Annotated in this window: 14 protein-coding genes and 1 riboswitch; of the genes, 11 read left to right on the top strand and 3 right to left on the bottom strand. The window is 52.1% G+C overall.

What is annotated here, in order from left to right:
* The first annotated feature begins 310 nt into the window (after window positions 1–310).
* The 10 genes from BN6471_RS02610 to BN6471_RS02565 all read left to right on the top strand — a co-directional run bounded on the left by BN6471_RS02610 (window position 311) and on the right by BN6471_RS02565 (window position 11,744).
* Entirely contained in the window at window positions 311–1,201 is an 891-nt protein-coding gene (locus tag BN6471_RS02610) for an SMP-30/gluconolactonase/LRE family protein (RefSeq protein WP_066645244.1), read from the top strand.
* Between the two features lie 16 nt (window positions 1,202–1,217).
* Window positions 1,218–2,396 carry an iron-containing alcohol dehydrogenase gene (locus BN6471_RS02605; protein WP_066645242.1) on the top strand — a complete coding sequence of 393 codons (1,179 nt, stop codon included), beginning with the start codon at window positions 1,218–1,220 and terminating at the stop codon, window positions 2,394–2,396.
* 104 nt (window positions 2,397–2,500) lie between these two features.
* Window positions 2,501–3,451 (top strand): ABC transporter ATP-binding protein, encoded by a 951-nt coding sequence (locus tag BN6471_RS02600; protein WP_066645241.1) that lies wholly within the window; start codon window positions 2,501–2,503, stop codon window positions 3,449–3,451.
* On the top strand, window positions 3,448–4,152 hold the full coding sequence (locus BN6471_RS02595) for an ABC transporter permease (RefSeq protein WP_066645239.1): 705 nt from the start codon (window positions 3,448–3,450) through the stop codon (window positions 4,150–4,152). The genes BN6471_RS02600 and BN6471_RS02595 overlap by 4 nt, the downstream gene beginning before the upstream one ends.
* Window positions 4,153–4,165: 13 nt before the next feature.
* Window positions 4,166–5,584, top strand: a complete 1,419-nt coding sequence (locus BN6471_RS02590; RefSeq protein WP_066645238.1) for a GldG family protein — start codon at window positions 4,166–4,168, stop codon at window positions 5,582–5,584.
* Window positions 5,585–5,609: 25 nt separating this feature from the next.
* Window positions 5,610–6,914, top strand: coding sequence for a DUF4340 domain-containing protein (locus BN6471_RS02585; protein WP_082903294.1), 1,305 nt, complete (start codon window positions 5,610–5,612; stop codon window positions 6,912–6,914).
* A 48-nt stretch (window positions 6,915–6,962) separates the two neighbouring features.
* Window positions 6,963–8,168 (top strand): sugar ABC transporter substrate-binding protein, encoded by a 1,206-nt coding sequence (locus BN6471_RS02580; RefSeq protein WP_066645234.1) that lies wholly within the window; start codon window positions 6,963–6,965, stop codon window positions 8,166–8,168.
* A 115-nt stretch (window positions 8,169–8,283) separates the two neighbouring features.
* Window positions 8,284–9,780 carry a sugar ABC transporter ATP-binding protein gene (locus BN6471_RS02575; RefSeq protein WP_066645233.1) on the top strand — a complete coding sequence of 499 codons (1,497 nt, stop codon included), beginning with the start codon at window positions 8,284–8,286 and terminating at the stop codon, window positions 9,778–9,780.
* On the top strand, window positions 9,773–10,750 hold the full coding sequence (locus BN6471_RS02570; RefSeq protein WP_066645232.1) for an ABC transporter permease: 978 nt from the start codon (window positions 9,773–9,775) through the stop codon (window positions 10,748–10,750). Before BN6471_RS02575 ends, BN6471_RS02570 begins: the two co-directional genes overlap by 8 nt.
* 16 nt (window positions 10,751–10,766) lie before the next feature.
* A complete protein-coding gene (locus BN6471_RS02565; RefSeq protein ID WP_066645231.1) occupies window positions 10,767–11,744 on the top strand; it encodes an ABC transporter permease in 978 nt (325 codons plus the stop codon).
* 57 nt (window positions 11,745–11,801) lie between these two features.
* Here BN6471_RS02565 and BN6471_RS02560 read toward each other — a convergent pair whose 3' ends face one another.
* The 3 genes from BN6471_RS02560 to BN6471_RS02550 form a co-directional block, all read right to left on the bottom strand.
* Window positions 11,802–12,467, bottom strand: a complete 666-nt coding sequence (locus tag BN6471_RS02560; protein ID WP_066645230.1) for an anaerobic ribonucleoside-triphosphate reductase activating protein — start codon at window positions 12,465–12,467, stop codon at window positions 11,802–11,804.
* Window positions 12,464–14,563: a ribonucleoside triphosphate reductase gene (locus BN6471_RS02555; RefSeq protein WP_066645229.1), complete on the bottom strand. Its 2,100-nt coding sequence runs from the start codon at window positions 14,561–14,563 to the stop codon at window positions 12,464–12,466. Before BN6471_RS02555 ends, BN6471_RS02560 begins: the two co-directional genes overlap by 4 nt.
* A gap of 99 nt (window positions 14,564–14,662) precedes the next feature.
* Window positions 14,663–14,849, bottom strand: a riboswitch (cobalamin riboswitch).
* Window positions 14,850–14,962: 113 nt separating this feature from the next.
* Window positions 14,963–15,172 (bottom strand): Arc family DNA-binding protein, encoded by a 210-nt coding sequence (locus BN6471_RS02550; protein ID WP_066645226.1) that lies wholly within the window; start codon window positions 15,170–15,172, stop codon window positions 14,963–14,965.
* 125 nt (window positions 15,173–15,297) lie between these two features.
* Between BN6471_RS02550 and BN6471_RS02545 the strand changes: the two genes are divergently transcribed.
* Window positions 15,298–15,510, top strand: coding sequence for a hypothetical protein (locus BN6471_RS02545; RefSeq protein ID WP_066645222.1), 213 nt, complete (start codon window positions 15,298–15,300; stop codon window positions 15,508–15,510).
* Window positions 15,511–15,536: the final 26 nt, after the last annotated feature.

The following is a 15,536-nucleotide window of genomic DNA, read 5'->3' as shown; positions in this document are numbered from 1 at the left end:
TGTTAACGAATGTCAAGCAAATGTAAACGTAATATCCAAATGTTAACTTATTTTGGCAAAAAAGCGTAGTTTCCATAAAAAAAGCAATTGACTTCATAAAACATTTGTGTTTTAATCAAAGTAACAAGTAAATGTTAACTTTTTTTAATACGATTAACATTTGAAAAGAATAATTCTCACAAGATTTCAGCGAAGTAAAACAAAATGAAAAACAAAATATTTGTATAGATGTTTTCAATATTGAAGTAATCTTGTGCAAATTTATCAAAGTTAATCATATTAACAAAATTAAACGATCGGGGAACTATCTATGAAATTCGATTTGGCGCTGGATACAAGTTTGGAAATAGCGGAGACACCCATTTGGGACAGCAGGATCGGTAAACTTTATTACACAGACTTGTTTACGGGCGACGTGCACCGTTACGATCCCAAAAGCGGGGAAAAGGAAATATGGCGGACGAACGCCCTCATTGGCAGCGCGGTCCCGACGGATGACGAAACCAAGCTGTTCTGCGCACTGGAAACGGGCATGCACCTGCTTGATTTAAGGAGCGGGGAGCTTGAATTCCTGTGTGACCCGGAAAACGGGAACGAAGCCAACCGTTACAATGATACGCGTATCGACCCTGCGGGCAGGATCTTTACCAGCACTGTTTCCAAGCTGTATGGCACGGACGAATACCGTCCCGATATGCTGGGCGGCTTTTACATGATAGATACGGACGGAAGCGTGCATGTTTTGGAAGAGGGAATCAACCAATATAACGCGATCGTATGGAATACGGACGCGACCAGGATGTTCGTGATCGACACCTTCAACGAGACGCTGGTCGGCTATGACTATGATATCAAGAGCGGCCCTGTGGGCAAGGGCAGGGTGATGATCGAATTTGGCGGGCTCGGGATGCCGGACGGCATGAGCATCGACAGCGAGGATAACCTTTATGTCTGTCACTGGACAAAGCAAGTCTCCGTGTGGGACAAGGATATGGAGCTGAAGGAGAAGACCGAAATCCCGGTGGGATATGCGTGCTGCACGGGGTTTGGCGGTGACGATATGAAGGATCTTTACCTGGCCACTGCGAAATATCGTTATTCCGACGAAGAATTGAAAGCAAATGAAGGAGCCGGCGGTATCTTCTGCGCAAGAAGCACGGTTAAGGGAGCCGGAGACCATTTTTACCAAGTGAAAAAATAAAGGAGGAGATGGAATTATGTATGCATTTGAATTTGAAATGCCGACAAAGATCGTGTTCGGCGAGGGAGAGGTATCAAGGGTAGGAGAGCAGGCAGCGGGCTTTGGGAAAAAGGCGATGCTTGTAACGTATGACGAGGATTTTGTAAAGCAGGTAGGATTCTACGATAAGGTGAAAAAGAGCTGCGACGCGGCAGGGGTCGAGCTCCTGGAGTTCTTTGGCGTAAAGAGCAACCCGACGGCGGAGCATGCGGCGGATGGGATCAAAATGGCGAAGGAGCAAAAGCCGGACGTTCTGATCGCGCTTGGCGGCGGCAGCGCGATGGACGAAGCAAAGTTCATCGGCGTGGCGGCAAAGTACGACGGCGACCCGTGGGATTTTCCGACGGGCAAAGCGGCGATCGAAGATACGATTCCTGTGATCGTGGTGGTGACGATCCCGGCGACGTCTTCGGAGCTTAACGGCACGGCGGTGATCACCAACGAGACGCTGCGGCGCAAGGATGGGTTCGTAAGCCCGGTGATGAAGCCGCGGGTATGCATCTTAGACCCGGAGCTGACGTACACGATCCCGATCCGGCAGACGGCGTATTCGGCGGCGGACATCGTATCGCACCTGTTGGAGCATTACTTAGGGCACCAACTGGAGTTTGCGCCGTACCAGGATCATTTCTGCGAAGGCGGGATCCGTTCGATCATGGAATGTATGGACAGGCTTTTGAAGGATCCGCAGGACAAGGACGCGCGAGCGGTGATGATGTGGCAGGCGTCATATGCATGGTGCGGCTTTTACGATTGCGGGTTCGGGCTGCCAAACTCGAACATCCATATCCTGGGGCATTCGCTGTCGAACTTCTACGATACGCCGCACGGGGCGGCGATGTCGGTGACGATCCTGGCAACGCTGCGGTATTACCTGAAGGAGCGGACAGGGAAATACGCGCAGTTTGCGCGTGAGGTATTCGGCGTGCGGGATAAAGACGATATGATCGCGGCGAGCGCGGGGATCGCGGCAATCGAGGCCTGGTTCAAGAAGATCGGTGCGCCGGTAACGCTGGGCGAGGCGGGAATCACGGATCCGGAGGCGATCGACAAGATGACGCCGGACGCACTTGCGACGGCGCGCGCATGGGGCGAAGAAGAGGAATACGGCTATAACGAGGCTGTGATCCGCGAGATGTTTGAGCTCTGTCTGTAAAGGTTTACTTTTTCAAGCGACAAAAAAAGAACACCTTTTCAGGTGTTCTTAGACAAAATAAGCTTGATTGAAAAAGTAAAGTTTATTGGTCAACGGGAGACAACATGATTGAAATCAGCAACCTGACAAGGACATACGGCGACAAAACAGCAGTAGAAAATGTCAGCTTCAAAATCAATAAGGGCGAAATCGTTGGTCTTTTGGGGCCGAACGGCGCAGGGAAGACCACGATCATGAAAATGATCGCGGGATACCTGATGCCTACAAACGGAACGATATTGGTAGACGGCATCGATGTGGCGGAAAATCCGCGCGAGGCTGCTGCCAAGATCGGCTTTTTGCCCGAGCTTCCGCCGCTTTACCTGGAGATGGAAGTTGCTGAATACCTGAAATTCATGGCGGAGATCAAGGGGATCGCCAAACAAGACCGGGACTCCCGCGTGGAAGAAGTGATGGAGATCGCGCAGGTCACGCATGTGAAAGAGCGGGTGATCGCGCATTTGTCCAAGGGTTACCGCCAGCGCGTGGGGCTTGCCGGGGCGCTGATGGGGATGCCGGAAATACTGATTCTGGACGAGCCGACCGTGGGCCTCGATCCGCGGCAGATTGCCGATTTCAGGAAGCTGATGATCGAACTGGGAAAAAACCATACGATCATATTCAGTACGCACATCCTGTCCGAGATCGATATGGTGTGTGAAAAGGTAGTAATTTTAAACGAGGGCCGCGTGGTGGCCGTCGACCAGATGGAAAAGCTGGAGCAGGGCAAAAATGGGTTCCTGCTGTGTGTGGATGCAAAACAAGGCGAAGCGGCAAAAGTGCTGGCGGGCGTGATGGAACAGTCCTGCTTTGCGCCGGTAGACGGCGCGGGCGGTGGATGCTGGTTCCGAATCTCGGCGGGAGACAGTACGCAGTTGCGGAAAAATATCTTTTTTGCATTGGCACAGGAAAACATGCCGATCCTCGAAATGAAAAACATGCAGCTTACCTTGGAGCAGGTGTTCCTCAACCTGACCGCGGCAGACGCACGCAAGGGAAGGGAGGCGCAGGAATGAAATACTTGTATAAGAAAGAAATGGCAGTATATTTCACCACGCCGTTCGGGTACATCTTCTTAGGCGTGTTCCTCATCCTGTCGGGTATCATGTTCACGATCTACAACCTCCTCGGGGGAAACGGGGATATGGCGGGGACGTTCGATCTGCTGAAAAATTTTGCTTTCATTATATTTCCGGTGCTCACGATGAAGCTGTTCGCGGAAGAACGGCAGGCAGGCACGGAAATGGTGCTGGCGACCTCCAAACTCAAAATGACGGATATCGTACTGGGAAAATTCTTTGCGGCGCTGACGCTGTTCGCTATCGCACTGGCTGCGACCTTCGTCTACGTGGGGATCATCGCGGCGTACGGCGATCCGAACTTCGGGGCGCTGATGTCCTCTTACCTGGGATTTTTCCTGCTGGGTATGGCCATGAGTTCCGTTTGCCTTTTCATCTCTTCGCTGGTGGATAACCAGATCACCGCGGCGATCGCATCATTCGGGCTGTTGTTCTTCATGGTGCTGCTGGCCTCGTTTACAAAATCCATGACGATACCGGTTTTGACGCCGATGCTGTCCGCAATCGCGATCACGGTACAGTATGACCAATTCACGCTGGGCGTACTGAGCCTGGGGCCGGTATGCTATTACATCGGACTGACAGTCGTTTTCGTGCTGCTTACCATCAAGAGCATGGAAAAGCGCCGGTTTAACTGAGGGGGAGGCAAATATGAAAAAGCGGCAGTCAGCTATCGCGGCAAAGAGAAGAAAATTTTTGGTTGCATCGGCCGTGTGGATCGTTGTGGTGGCGCTGGTCGTCATCTTCGGCGTACAGCTTGCGTACCGCGTGCCGTGGACATATGACATGACGGGACAACAGTTGTTTGTTTTGAGCGATGAGACAAAAGCGGTTACTGGCGATCTGGCGGGCACGGTAAAGATCGGCGCGGTTTATTCGGAAAGCAACAGGGACGCCATGGTAGAGGCACTCCTGAAAGAATATGAAAAGATATCTCCGAAAATCCAGGTGGAGTTTTTGGATGTGGATAAGAATCCGGGCATTTTGGCGGGATATGAGATGGGTGATGTGAAAGCGGTTGCCAACGGCACGATCATCGTCAATGGAAATGGAAGATATAAAGTGATCGCCCCGACGGATCTGTTTACGTCAAACGAAGGCGGGAACCAGTTCTATGGGGAAAGCGAGATCACGGGAGCCATTCGTTATGTGACGGCAGAAACCCTGCCCAAGGTTTATTTCCTGCAGGGGCATGACGAGCTCAAGACGGCGGCGGACGTCACGGAAGCGGTGTCCATGTTAGAGCGCGATGCATATGAGGTGGCGAACCTGTCGCTTTTGGAAAAAGGAAGCGTACCGGAAGATGCGGCGCTGGTGGTTGTCGCGTCACCGACGGCAGACCTTTCCGCTGACGAGGCGGCGGCGCTGGGCGACTACCTGGGCAAAGGCGGCAAGATGCTGCTGATGGTGGATCCGACGCTCAACACCAATACGGAGAAGCTGAAAAACCTGGGCGCGATCGCCCGCACTTATGGAATCGATATTTCAAACAACTTTGTTTTTGAGGAAGACCCGTCGTATTACCTGGCAACGAGTAATATGTACCTGATCCCACGGTACGGCGGCCATGCGATCACGGAGCAGATGATAAACGGGCAAAAATATGTGGTGCTCCCGCTGGCAAGGGGCCTTGCGGAAACAGAACATGACGATACGGTCAAGGTAACGCCGCTGCTGCAGTCGTCGCAATCCTCGTGGATGCGCAGCGACGTGACGATCGCCAGCAATGAAATGACGGAGGAAGATACGGCGGGGCCGGTGAGCCTGGCGTATGCCGTGGAAAAAAGCGGGGATGGGACGGCTTCCCGTATGGTTGTGATCGGGGATTCTAACTTTATGACGGACGGCAACCTGGCGATGCAGGGGAACGGCGATTTGTTTATCAACAGCGTGGACTGGCTGCAGGGCGGCCGGGAATCGTCGCTTATCGCCGGTAAGGTGATCAATTCAAACAGTATGGTGGTGCGTGGCGCTGATTTTATTAAGCTGACGTTCATCTGCTGTGTGGTGATGCCGCTGGTGATGTTTATTGGCGCGATATTCGTATGGCGCATGAAGAAGAACAAATAACAGGTACGGTAGCCGGGGAGGACAGATGATGCTGAAAAAGCATAAAAAGCTAGTCGTACTGGTCATGGTACTGATAGCTTTGATCGCAGTATATATAGCCGTCAGCACCTCGAAAGATCCCGGGTTGTCCGGAAAGCTGTTCTCCTTAGGAGGACAGCAGATCGAGCATATCGAGATCAAGAACCAATATGGGGAATACGCCTTTGACCTTGACGGCGGGGCATGGATCGTTTCGGAAAACGAGCAGCAGTACCGGACAAATATGGAAAAAATGAACCTGATGCTCAATTCACTCAATGATTTCACCATCACGCGCGTTTTAGACCAGGAGATCGGGCTGTATGGATTGGAACCGCCGGCAGCGGCGGTAAAGCTGAAAACGGGCCAAGGAACCGAGTACAGCTTTGTGGTTGGCAATACGACGGTCAGCAGCGGCAGCGCTTATGTCAAGAATGTGGAGGGGATCGTGGCTCTTACGCCTTCGGCAAACGTAGCGCAGTTTGATGGGAGCCTGGCCGCTTACAGGGATAAAAACGTCTTTACGGTGGACAGCGAGAACCTGCAGCAGGTGGCTTACTATAAGGACGGCGAACTGAGCGTGAGCCTGGTATCAGACGGCACGAATTGGTATCTCAATTATCCGTACGAAGCGCCGGCCAGGAGTGTTGTGACGAACGAAATCCTCGAAATGCTCAAGGGATGGACGATCGCGGGCTTCCCAGACCGCGAGCAGGTAAGCGCCAGCGAAATGGGGCTTGAGCGCGCAGGCGAAGCGTTGATTTTGGTAGACGCCTCCGGCAACCAACAGACACTTGAATTTGGAGGAACCTCAGGATCTGCGACCTTCGTGCGCACAGGCGGTGAAGACGATATTGTAATGCTCTATACGGCGGATATCGATTTTTCACAGCTTACCACGCAAAGCCTGCTGTTCATATCGCCATTGAGGGCCAACATCGACGCCATCAACTCAATCGAAATGAAGATAGGCGGAAAAGATTATATCTTCGAGGTCAACAGCGGGGCGAAAACAGCTTCGGTAAACGGCAGGCTGATCGACTATGACGATTTCGTAAGCGTCTACTATAAATATGTGCTGCTCTTAGCGGACGGCCGCGACGAGGCGGGGGCAAAGGAAATGGGTGCCGTGGCACAGATGAAAACGACACTTATGGACGGGCAGCAGCTCTCGCTTAGCATCGTGCCAAGGGATGAGCAGACCTACTTCATGATCCTTTCGGACGGAACGTCCGTCTATTATATGGACAGGGAACGGCTGGATGCGCTGTTGGAGCGCGTTGCGGCCGTGACCGGGGATACATCCGCGTGATACCGGTTTTCCGGTATTGAATATAAATAAAAAGGAGGAATAAAGAAAATGAAAAAGAGTACAAAATTGGTGGCGGTCGTTATTGCGATTATGCTCGTAGCAGTAGCTTTGATCGCTTGTACGGCTGCTCCGGAAGCATCCGGTAGTGCTGCTGCGTCCGAGTCTGCTGCCCCGGCGGCATCTGAAGGCGGGCAGGCATCTGCATCCGCGGAGGGCGGCGCAGCGAAAACGGACGTTGTGATCGGTAAGGTGCCGATCACATTAAAGCACGACGTTCACGGCAACGATGCGAAGTGGGCGAAAATCTATGCGGACGAAAAGTATGGCGCTACATACGAAGTAATCGATCCGGATAACGACCTCAATAAAGAAATCGCTGCGGTAGAAACGTTCATCAGCAAAGGCGTTGACGGGATCATCCTTCATCCGGTAACGGAAGACGGCGTTGACGAGATCATCAACGAAGTGCGCGATGCCGATATCAACATCATGACGTACAATGTGAAGGCGAAAGGCGAAAAGGTTCCTTTCCTCGGCATTGACGAAGCGGAAGTTGCTTCCCAGATGGGCGCGGACATGGCGAAACAGTGGATCGAGCTTTATCCTGACAAACCGGTTCAGGTAGGTCTTGTAAGCTGGACGGATATCGCGTTCTGCTTCGATAACCGCAGCGGCCCGTTCCTGGAAGGCGTTAAGACGGTCGTTGACTACCTGCCTACAGAGGACAGAGGCTTCAAGAACAGCGCCGGCGAAACGCTGACAGGCGCTACTTATTGGGAGCATGCAGGCGGCGACCTTGAAAAAGCTACGAAGGTCACTTCCGATGCGATCACAAAGTACCCGGATGTAAACGTCGTTTACGGCGACAACGTTTCAAACGGCCTTGGCGCACTGGCGGCATATGAAGCGGCCGGCCGCGGCAAAGCGGTAGACGGCGTTCCGCAGACGGAGATCATCGCTTCGACAGATGCTTCCGACGGCGAGCTCAACAAAATCGCTGACCCGACGTCTTCGCTGAAGTACTGCCTCGGCATGCAGCCGCAGACATTCGCGTATGCACAGGTCGACATGATCATGAAGCTGATCAATGGCGAAATGGACAACGACGTATACGTAGAAGAAATGGTTCCGGATACCTATTTCAACTACTACAAGGATTCCGTACAGTCCATGCAGGATTGGTACAACACACAGTACATGCCTGAAAACAAGCTGGATCTGGTTGGTACGTTCGGAGACAACAAAGTAGCGTAAGCTGCAAGGCTGAAAGAAGCAAGAAACAGATTGCAGGCAGGGGAGCGGTAGCTCCCCTGCCTGCAAAAAGTTAAAGATTTGCCGTTCGCGGTAAAAATCAGAAATGGAGGTTCAAATGCCTGAGCATATTTTGGAAATAAAAAACATTTCAAAACATTTCACCGGTGTCAAGGCGCTTGACGACGTTAGTTTTAACATTGTAAAAGGTTCATGCCATTGTCTGGTTGGTGAAAACGGTGCGGGGAAGTCTACGTTGATCAAAATATTGACGGGCGCGCATCCAAAAACCTCCGGTACGATCCTGTATAATGGAAAAGAGTTCAATCCTTCCAGCACGAAAGACGCGATGAAAAGCGGTATCGGCTGCCTGTTCCAGGAATTGAATGTTGTTGAGAAGCTGCGGGTGGAAGAAAATATTTGCCTCGGACTTGAGGAAACAAAATTCGGCATCATCAAAAAAAGTTCCAACCAGAAGGTTTTCGACGTACTGCGCAGGATCGACGCTACAATCGAGCCGAAGCAGTATATTGAAGAGCTGAGCGTTGCCAAGAGGCAAGTCGTCGAAATGGCGAAGGCGCTCGCAATGGATTCGGACGTTATTATCATGGACGAACCGACTGCGGCGCTGACAGAAGAAGAAGTCAACCGCCTGTTCGAGATCATAGCCGATCTTAAAAAACAGGGGATTACGATCATATATATTTCCCACCGTCTGGAAGAGATCATGGAGCTTGCGGACTACATCACAGTCCTGCGCGATGGAAAACATATTGAAACAAAACCACGCAGCGAGGTCGCGGATCGCAGCGACCTGATCCAGATGATGATCGGTAAGGTCATTGTGGAGGATTACGTTCCCAACGATGTGGATAAGACTAAAAAAGCGATCGAAGTAAAGAGCCTGACGACGGATAAACTGAAAAACATCAATTTTGATCTTTATAAAGGCGAGATACTTGGGTTTTACGGATTGATCGGCGCGGGCAAGACGGAGATTGCGCGGGCGCTTTTCGGGGCAGACCCGTTTATCGGCGAGGTGCTGGTGGACGGAGAGGCCGCAGACCTGAAAACGCCGGGCAAGGCGCTTGCAAAGGGGATTGCCCTCGTGCCGGAGGAACGCCGTACGCAGGGGATCTGCACGGCGCTTTCTATCGCTTCCAACACGCCGATGATGAATTATAAGACGGTTTCCAAAAACGGGATGCTCAACAAGGCAAAGCAGGCGGAGATCGCCAAAGAGTACATTGAATCGATCGGCATCGCCTGCCGCAACGAAAACCAATCCGTTGCCTACCTCTCGGGCGGAAACCAGCAGAAAGTCGTTCTGGCTAAGTGCCTGAACGCCGATCCGAAGGTGCTTTTGCTGGACGAGCCGACAAGGGGCGTTGACGTAGGGGCAAAGCAGGAGATATACCAGATCATCCGCAAGATGGTCAAGGATGGATGTTCGGCTGTCGTATTCTCCAGCGAACTGCCGGAAATCCTTGGGTTGTGCGACCGGATCGTGCTTTTGTTTGACGGCGAAGTCAAAGCTGTGATGAACAACGATGAAACGCTCAAAACGCAAGAAATCATGCACATTGTTACGGGAGGAGGTACGGATCATGAATAAAGAGAAAACGCTGACACAGAAAAAAGGCCTGAAAATGACCTCCGACGGCGTACAGAACCTGACGATCTTCCTGATTTTTGTGGCGGCATGTATTGTAGGTTTTATCCTGCAGCCAGACCTGTTCTTTGGGTACACGAATATATTGAACATTTTTGTAAACTCGTCCAGCATCATCATGGTCGGTGCGGCGGTCACGCTGGTACTGATTTCGGGGAACCTTGACCTGTCGGTCGGCGGCGTCGGCGCAATGGGCGCCGTATTGTTCGGCCTGATGTCCATTGCCGGCATACCTGTCCTGCTGGCGGCGGTTCTTTCGGTATTGGCCGGCGCAGGCTTTGGATTTTTGAGCGGATATTCCATTGCGAAGTTCAAGCTGCCGTCTTTTATCATTTCATTGGCATTCAGCTATATCTGCCGCGGCGTGGCGCTGATCGGCGCGGGCGGCGCGGTGGTATTCAACCTTCCGCAGGATATCGGCGTCATCGGGCAGACGATCGGCGGCGTTCCGCTGCCTATGGTATATGCACTGATCGCTGTCGTCATCTTTATGATCATCCAAAGCAAAACGACGTTCGGCAGCAAGGTTTATGCAGTCGGTTCCAATATGACGTCTGCAAAGCTTTCGGGTATCAATGACAAGAAAGTCGTTTCAAGGGTGTTTATGGGTTCGGGCATGATGGCGGCTTTCGCCGGCGTTGTCCTGACTTCCCGCCTGGCTGCCGCCGACAGCGGTATCTTTCCGGAACTGCATGCGGACTGTATCATCGTTGCGGTACTTGGCGGTACGGATATCAACGGCGGGCGCGGTACGGTGTTCGGCATGCTGATCGGCGCACTGTTCATTGCGGTGCTGACCAATATCATGAACATGCAGGGCATGACGGAATATATCCAAAACGTGGTACGCGGCGTGGTACTGATCCTTGCGATCCTGATGAACAACATCATCCGCGACCGGATCAAGGTTTGAGAAGGGAGGAAGAACAATGAGTAAATTAGGAAGATCTTCAAAACAAAATATTGTCCTTCTGATTATTTTGGTTGCATTATGCGTGTTCTTTTTCTCGCAGAATGATCGGTTTATCAGTATGCGCAATATGATGAGCATGGTTCGCCAAAGCCTGCCCAACCTGCTTCTTGCCTGCTCGATGATGTTCGTGATCGCGAGCGGCGCGATCGACCTGTCGGTCGGGGGCGTCATGGGGCTTTCGGCAATGTTCTATGGCTACCTGTGTATCTGGGGCGTGAACCCGTGGCTGGCGATCCCGATCATCATGGTGTTCGGCGCAGGCATCGGCGTGCTCAACACGGTCATCATGGAAAAGCTGAAAATCCCGGCGATCATGGCGACGCTCGCTACGTGGATCATTACCGCAGGCATGGCGCTTACGGTTTGCAACGCGATCCCGATCAGCGACGAGCTGGTGAAGCCGATCACAGCATGGAACTCGATGAAGTTCTTTGACAGTATCCCGCTGGCGTTGTTTATCGTAGTGGCGGTTATCATCGTATTTATTTTCCTCGAGAAGAAAACGCTCCTCGGTAAGTATGCGATCGCCATCGGCGGAAACGACAGCGCAGCGTATTATGCAGGTATCAACGTATTTAAGATGCGCATGATTTTCTTCATCTTAAGCGGTGTGATCGCGGCGTTTTCGGGCATCTGGCAGGTGGGCCGCCTTGGCAGCGCCGACCCGACCATCGGCGTGGGCATGGAGTTTTCCGTCATTGCAGCCGTCATACTGGGCGGCGTCAACATCAAGGGCGGGGAAGGAACGATCTTAGGGGTCGTGATCGGTACGCTGATCCTGATGATCCTCACCAACGGTATGCAGATGATGGGTATCGATTCCTTCTTCCAGCAGATCGTAACGGGTATCGTGCTGTATGTGGCGGTGCTTGTGAACAGCTTGGGAGGCGCTAAGAAAAAAATCAATAAAAAAATGGTTGCGGCAAAGGAGTGACCGAAACAGTTGGAGGATAGAAAAGCCCCGGCCAAAAGGCCGGGGCTTTTCCTTTGGTCAACACCTGGAAAAGGTGTTTGGCTGACTGCCGGAAAGCTCTTTTGCAAAAGCTTCGAGCTCCCGCGGGGAATAGATGCGGAGCTTTTCCACGCCTACGGGCCGGTAAAGCTGCAGCGCATAGGCGGGAAGCGTATCCACTTCGCGGGCCATGGTATGCAGGTCGCGGATGGTAAGCTGCGGGATCACAGTCGTGCGTAATTCCCACTCAACATCCGAACCAAACAGGATATCGAGCGTTTCGCGCACGGGAGCAGCATCCGCCAGCCCGCCGCAAATCTCCGGATAGCGCGCAAAGGGAGCTTTATAGTCCATGGCGATGTAATCAAGGAGATTACGCTCAAGCAGCGTTTTAACCACAGCAGGATTGCTGCCGTTGGTATCCAGCTTGACATCGTAACCTAACTCTTTCAGCTGTCCTGCAAACGCGGCGATATCCTTTTGCAGCGTGGGCTCGCCGCCGGAAAGCACGATTCCGTCGAGCAGGCCCGCCCGCTTTTTCAGGAAGGCCATGACCTCTTCGTTGTCCATGAAGTCTGTGGCGGTGAGGAGCTCCCGGTTATGGCAGAAGCTGCAATCGTAATTGCAGCCTGCCGTAAATACCACCGCCGCAAGGCGGTGCGGAAAATCGATGGTTCCGTTTTTTAAAAGCCCCGCGATGTTCACAGCGTATTTTCTTTGACCGCGTACTTGATACGCTCGTCGTATTCCATCTTTTTGCCTTTGTGGAAGTTCTGCACCGGGCGCAGGTAACCGACGACGCGGCTCCATACCTCCGTATCGTTTCCGCATTCCGGGCAGGTGAACTGCTCGCCGTCCAGGTAGCCGTGCTCCTGGCAAATGGAGAACGTGGGCGTCAACGAAATATACGGGAGCTTGTAGTTGGTGAAAATCTTACGGATGAGTTTTTTGGCGACCTCGATATCCGAGATGCGCTCGCCCATGTAAAGATGCAGCACCGTACCGCCCGTATACAGGCTTTGCAGCTCGTCCTGCAAGTCCATCGTTTCAAAGATGTCGTCCGTGAAGCCGACGGGAAGCTGCGTGGAATTGGTATAGTAAGGAACCTTTTCGTCACCCGCGCAAATGATTTCAGGATATTTTTTGCGGTCAAGCTCCGCCAAACGGTAGCTGGTACCTTCTGCCGGCGTTGCTTCCAGATTATAGAAGTGGCCGGTCTCCTCCTGGATCTGCGTCATTAAATCGCGCATGTAATTCATGATCGAGACGGCGAATTCCTGCCCTTTTTCCGTGGTCAGGTCCGTGCCGTCGCCAAAGAAGTTTAAGAGCGCTTCGTTCATGCCCAGTACGCCGATCGTATTGAAGTGGTTGAACCAATACTGGCCGGTACGCATTTTGATGTTGCGCAGATAGTGGGCGGAGAACGGGTATAAGCCCTTATCCGTCTGGTCTTCGATGATCTTACGCTTGATTTCCAAACTGTTTTTGGCCATCATGACAAGCTGCCACAGCCGTGCTTTGAATTCGCCTTCGGATTTGGAAAGGTAACCGATGCGCGGCAGGTTGATGGTCACAACGCCGATGGAACCCGTCATGGGGTTGGAGCCGAACAGGCCGCCCCCGCGTTTCCGAAGCTCCTTGGTATCAAGCCGCAGGCGGCAGCACATGGAAAGCGCGTCCTCCGGGCTTAAGTCGGAATTGATATAGTTGGAGAAATACGGGATACCGTATTTACAGGTGATCTCCATGAATTTATTGACCACCGGGCTGTCCCAGTCAAATTCGTTGGTCACGTTGATGGTGGGGATGGGGAACGTGAATACGCGGCCTTTGGAATCGCCCTCCAGCATCACCTCACAGAAACATTCGTTGAAAAGATCCATTTCCTTCTGGAACTCCCCGTATGTCTCGCGCCGCACCTGGCCGCCCGTGATGACCGCTTCGTCCTTTAAGGTGCGCGGCACGACGATATCGAACGTCAGGTTGGAAAACGGGCACTGGAAGCCTACGCGCGTGGGCACGTTGATGTTGAAGATGAATTCCTGCAGCGCCTGCTTGACTTCCTTTTTGGTCATGTTGTCGTAGCGGATGAACGGGGCGCAATAAGTGTCGATGGAGGACCATGCCTGCGCGCCTGCCGTCTCGCCCTGCGTGGTGAACGTGGAATTGACGACCTGCCCTAAGAAAGAACGCAGGTGGTTTGCCGGGGAAGACTCCACCTTGCCCGGAACGCCGCCGAACCCGTCCATCAAAAGCTGTTTTAAATCCCATCCCGCGCAATAAGGGCCGAAAAAACCGAGGTCGTGGATATGGAAATCGCCGCCCGTATGCGCCTCGCGCACTTCCTGCGGATAGATCTCATGCAGCCAGTATTGCTTGGTGAACGTCTCGCGCACATAGTTGTTCATGCCGTTGATGGATTTTTGCGTGTTGGCGTTTTCCTTGATCTGCCAGTCCTTATCGTCGAGATAGTCGGAGAACATATCGATGGTCGCGCCGATAAGGGCGTTTGATTCCCTTGCGGCACGGCGTTTTTCACGGTACAGGATGTAGGCTTTCGCCGTTTTTGCGTGTCCGCCCTCGATGAGGACTTTTTCCACGAGATCCTGGATCTGCTCGACGTCCGCGACTTCCGTTTTCAACTGCAGGTTGGCAAGGTCGACAACATCGTCGCTGATTTTCTGCGCGGTATCAAAATCGTCGCCGCCTACCGCGGTAACGGCCTTGAAGATGGCCCATGTGATTTTTTCTTTCTGGAAAGCCTGTGTGCTCCCATCCCTTTTTTTGATTTGTGTGATCATGATTCTTCTCCTTGTGTGATAAGTGTGGATAAGGCGCAAGAATAAAAAAACGCCCGGATCAAGAGCGTATAACTCTTTTGCCATACTCCGTGGCAGTATTTGAGTGAATTTTTGCGGGCTGGTATTCTGGCTCGAGCTTCAAACGCCGCACGCCCCTTCCCGGGACTTGCCGTCCCAGTGGCATTTTGCATGTGGCTACACTCTTACAGCGGCGGGACCGCGCGGGATTTGCACCCGTCTTCCCAATTATGACCCCAAGGGGATCACCCGCAAGACACAATATACTGTATGATAGTATTTAATCAATCCATAGATATTGTATTGCTAATGTATAGAAAAGTCAATAGGATATTTTACAAAAAAGTTACAAAAAAGCGCCCGCGCCGGGCGCTTTACTTTTTATTCGTTGATTTTGCCGTGCTTTGCCTCGAATTCGGCGATGTGTTTTTTGATCAGTTGGATCATTTCCATGTTGGCGGAACGCCCATTGTAGCTCGCGACAAAGTGAAGCTGATCAAGCAGCTCTCGTGACAGGCGCAATGTATAAGTGGTGCCCGCAGTCCGGGCGGGCATTTGTAAAAGATGTTTTTCATTCATCCTTTGTTTCATTCCCCGTTTTCATGACAGTTTCTATATGAACTCATTTTATAGTTATTATAACTATATTTATCATTCGATTGTGAAAAATGAATGCAAATATCATTTATTATGCATTCATAAGGAGGTTGGTTTTTATGAAAATCTTATTATTTACGGATGATGAAATAGAAATCGAGCATTATAATACAATGAAGGTTTTGCTTCCGCCGGACTGCGCCCTCGCAGCGGCAGACCGCGCCGTGGTTATCGTAACTGACGAACAAAGCTGGTTTGTCGGGGCGGTAGGCACGGCGGCGGAGCTGGCGGGCAAACCGTGCGATGTGCTGCAAATAAAAAAGCCCCGCTAGGGGCGTACCGGATGGTATCAAAATAG

Source organism: Christensenella timonensis (assembly GCF_900087015.1).
GTDB classification, from domain to species: domain Bacteria; phylum Bacillota; class Clostridia; order Christensenellales; family Christensenellaceae; genus Christensenella; species Christensenella timonensis.
The sequence above is the reverse complement of the archived record's forward strand: the minus strand, read 5'-3'. Positions and strand labels throughout refer to the sequence as shown.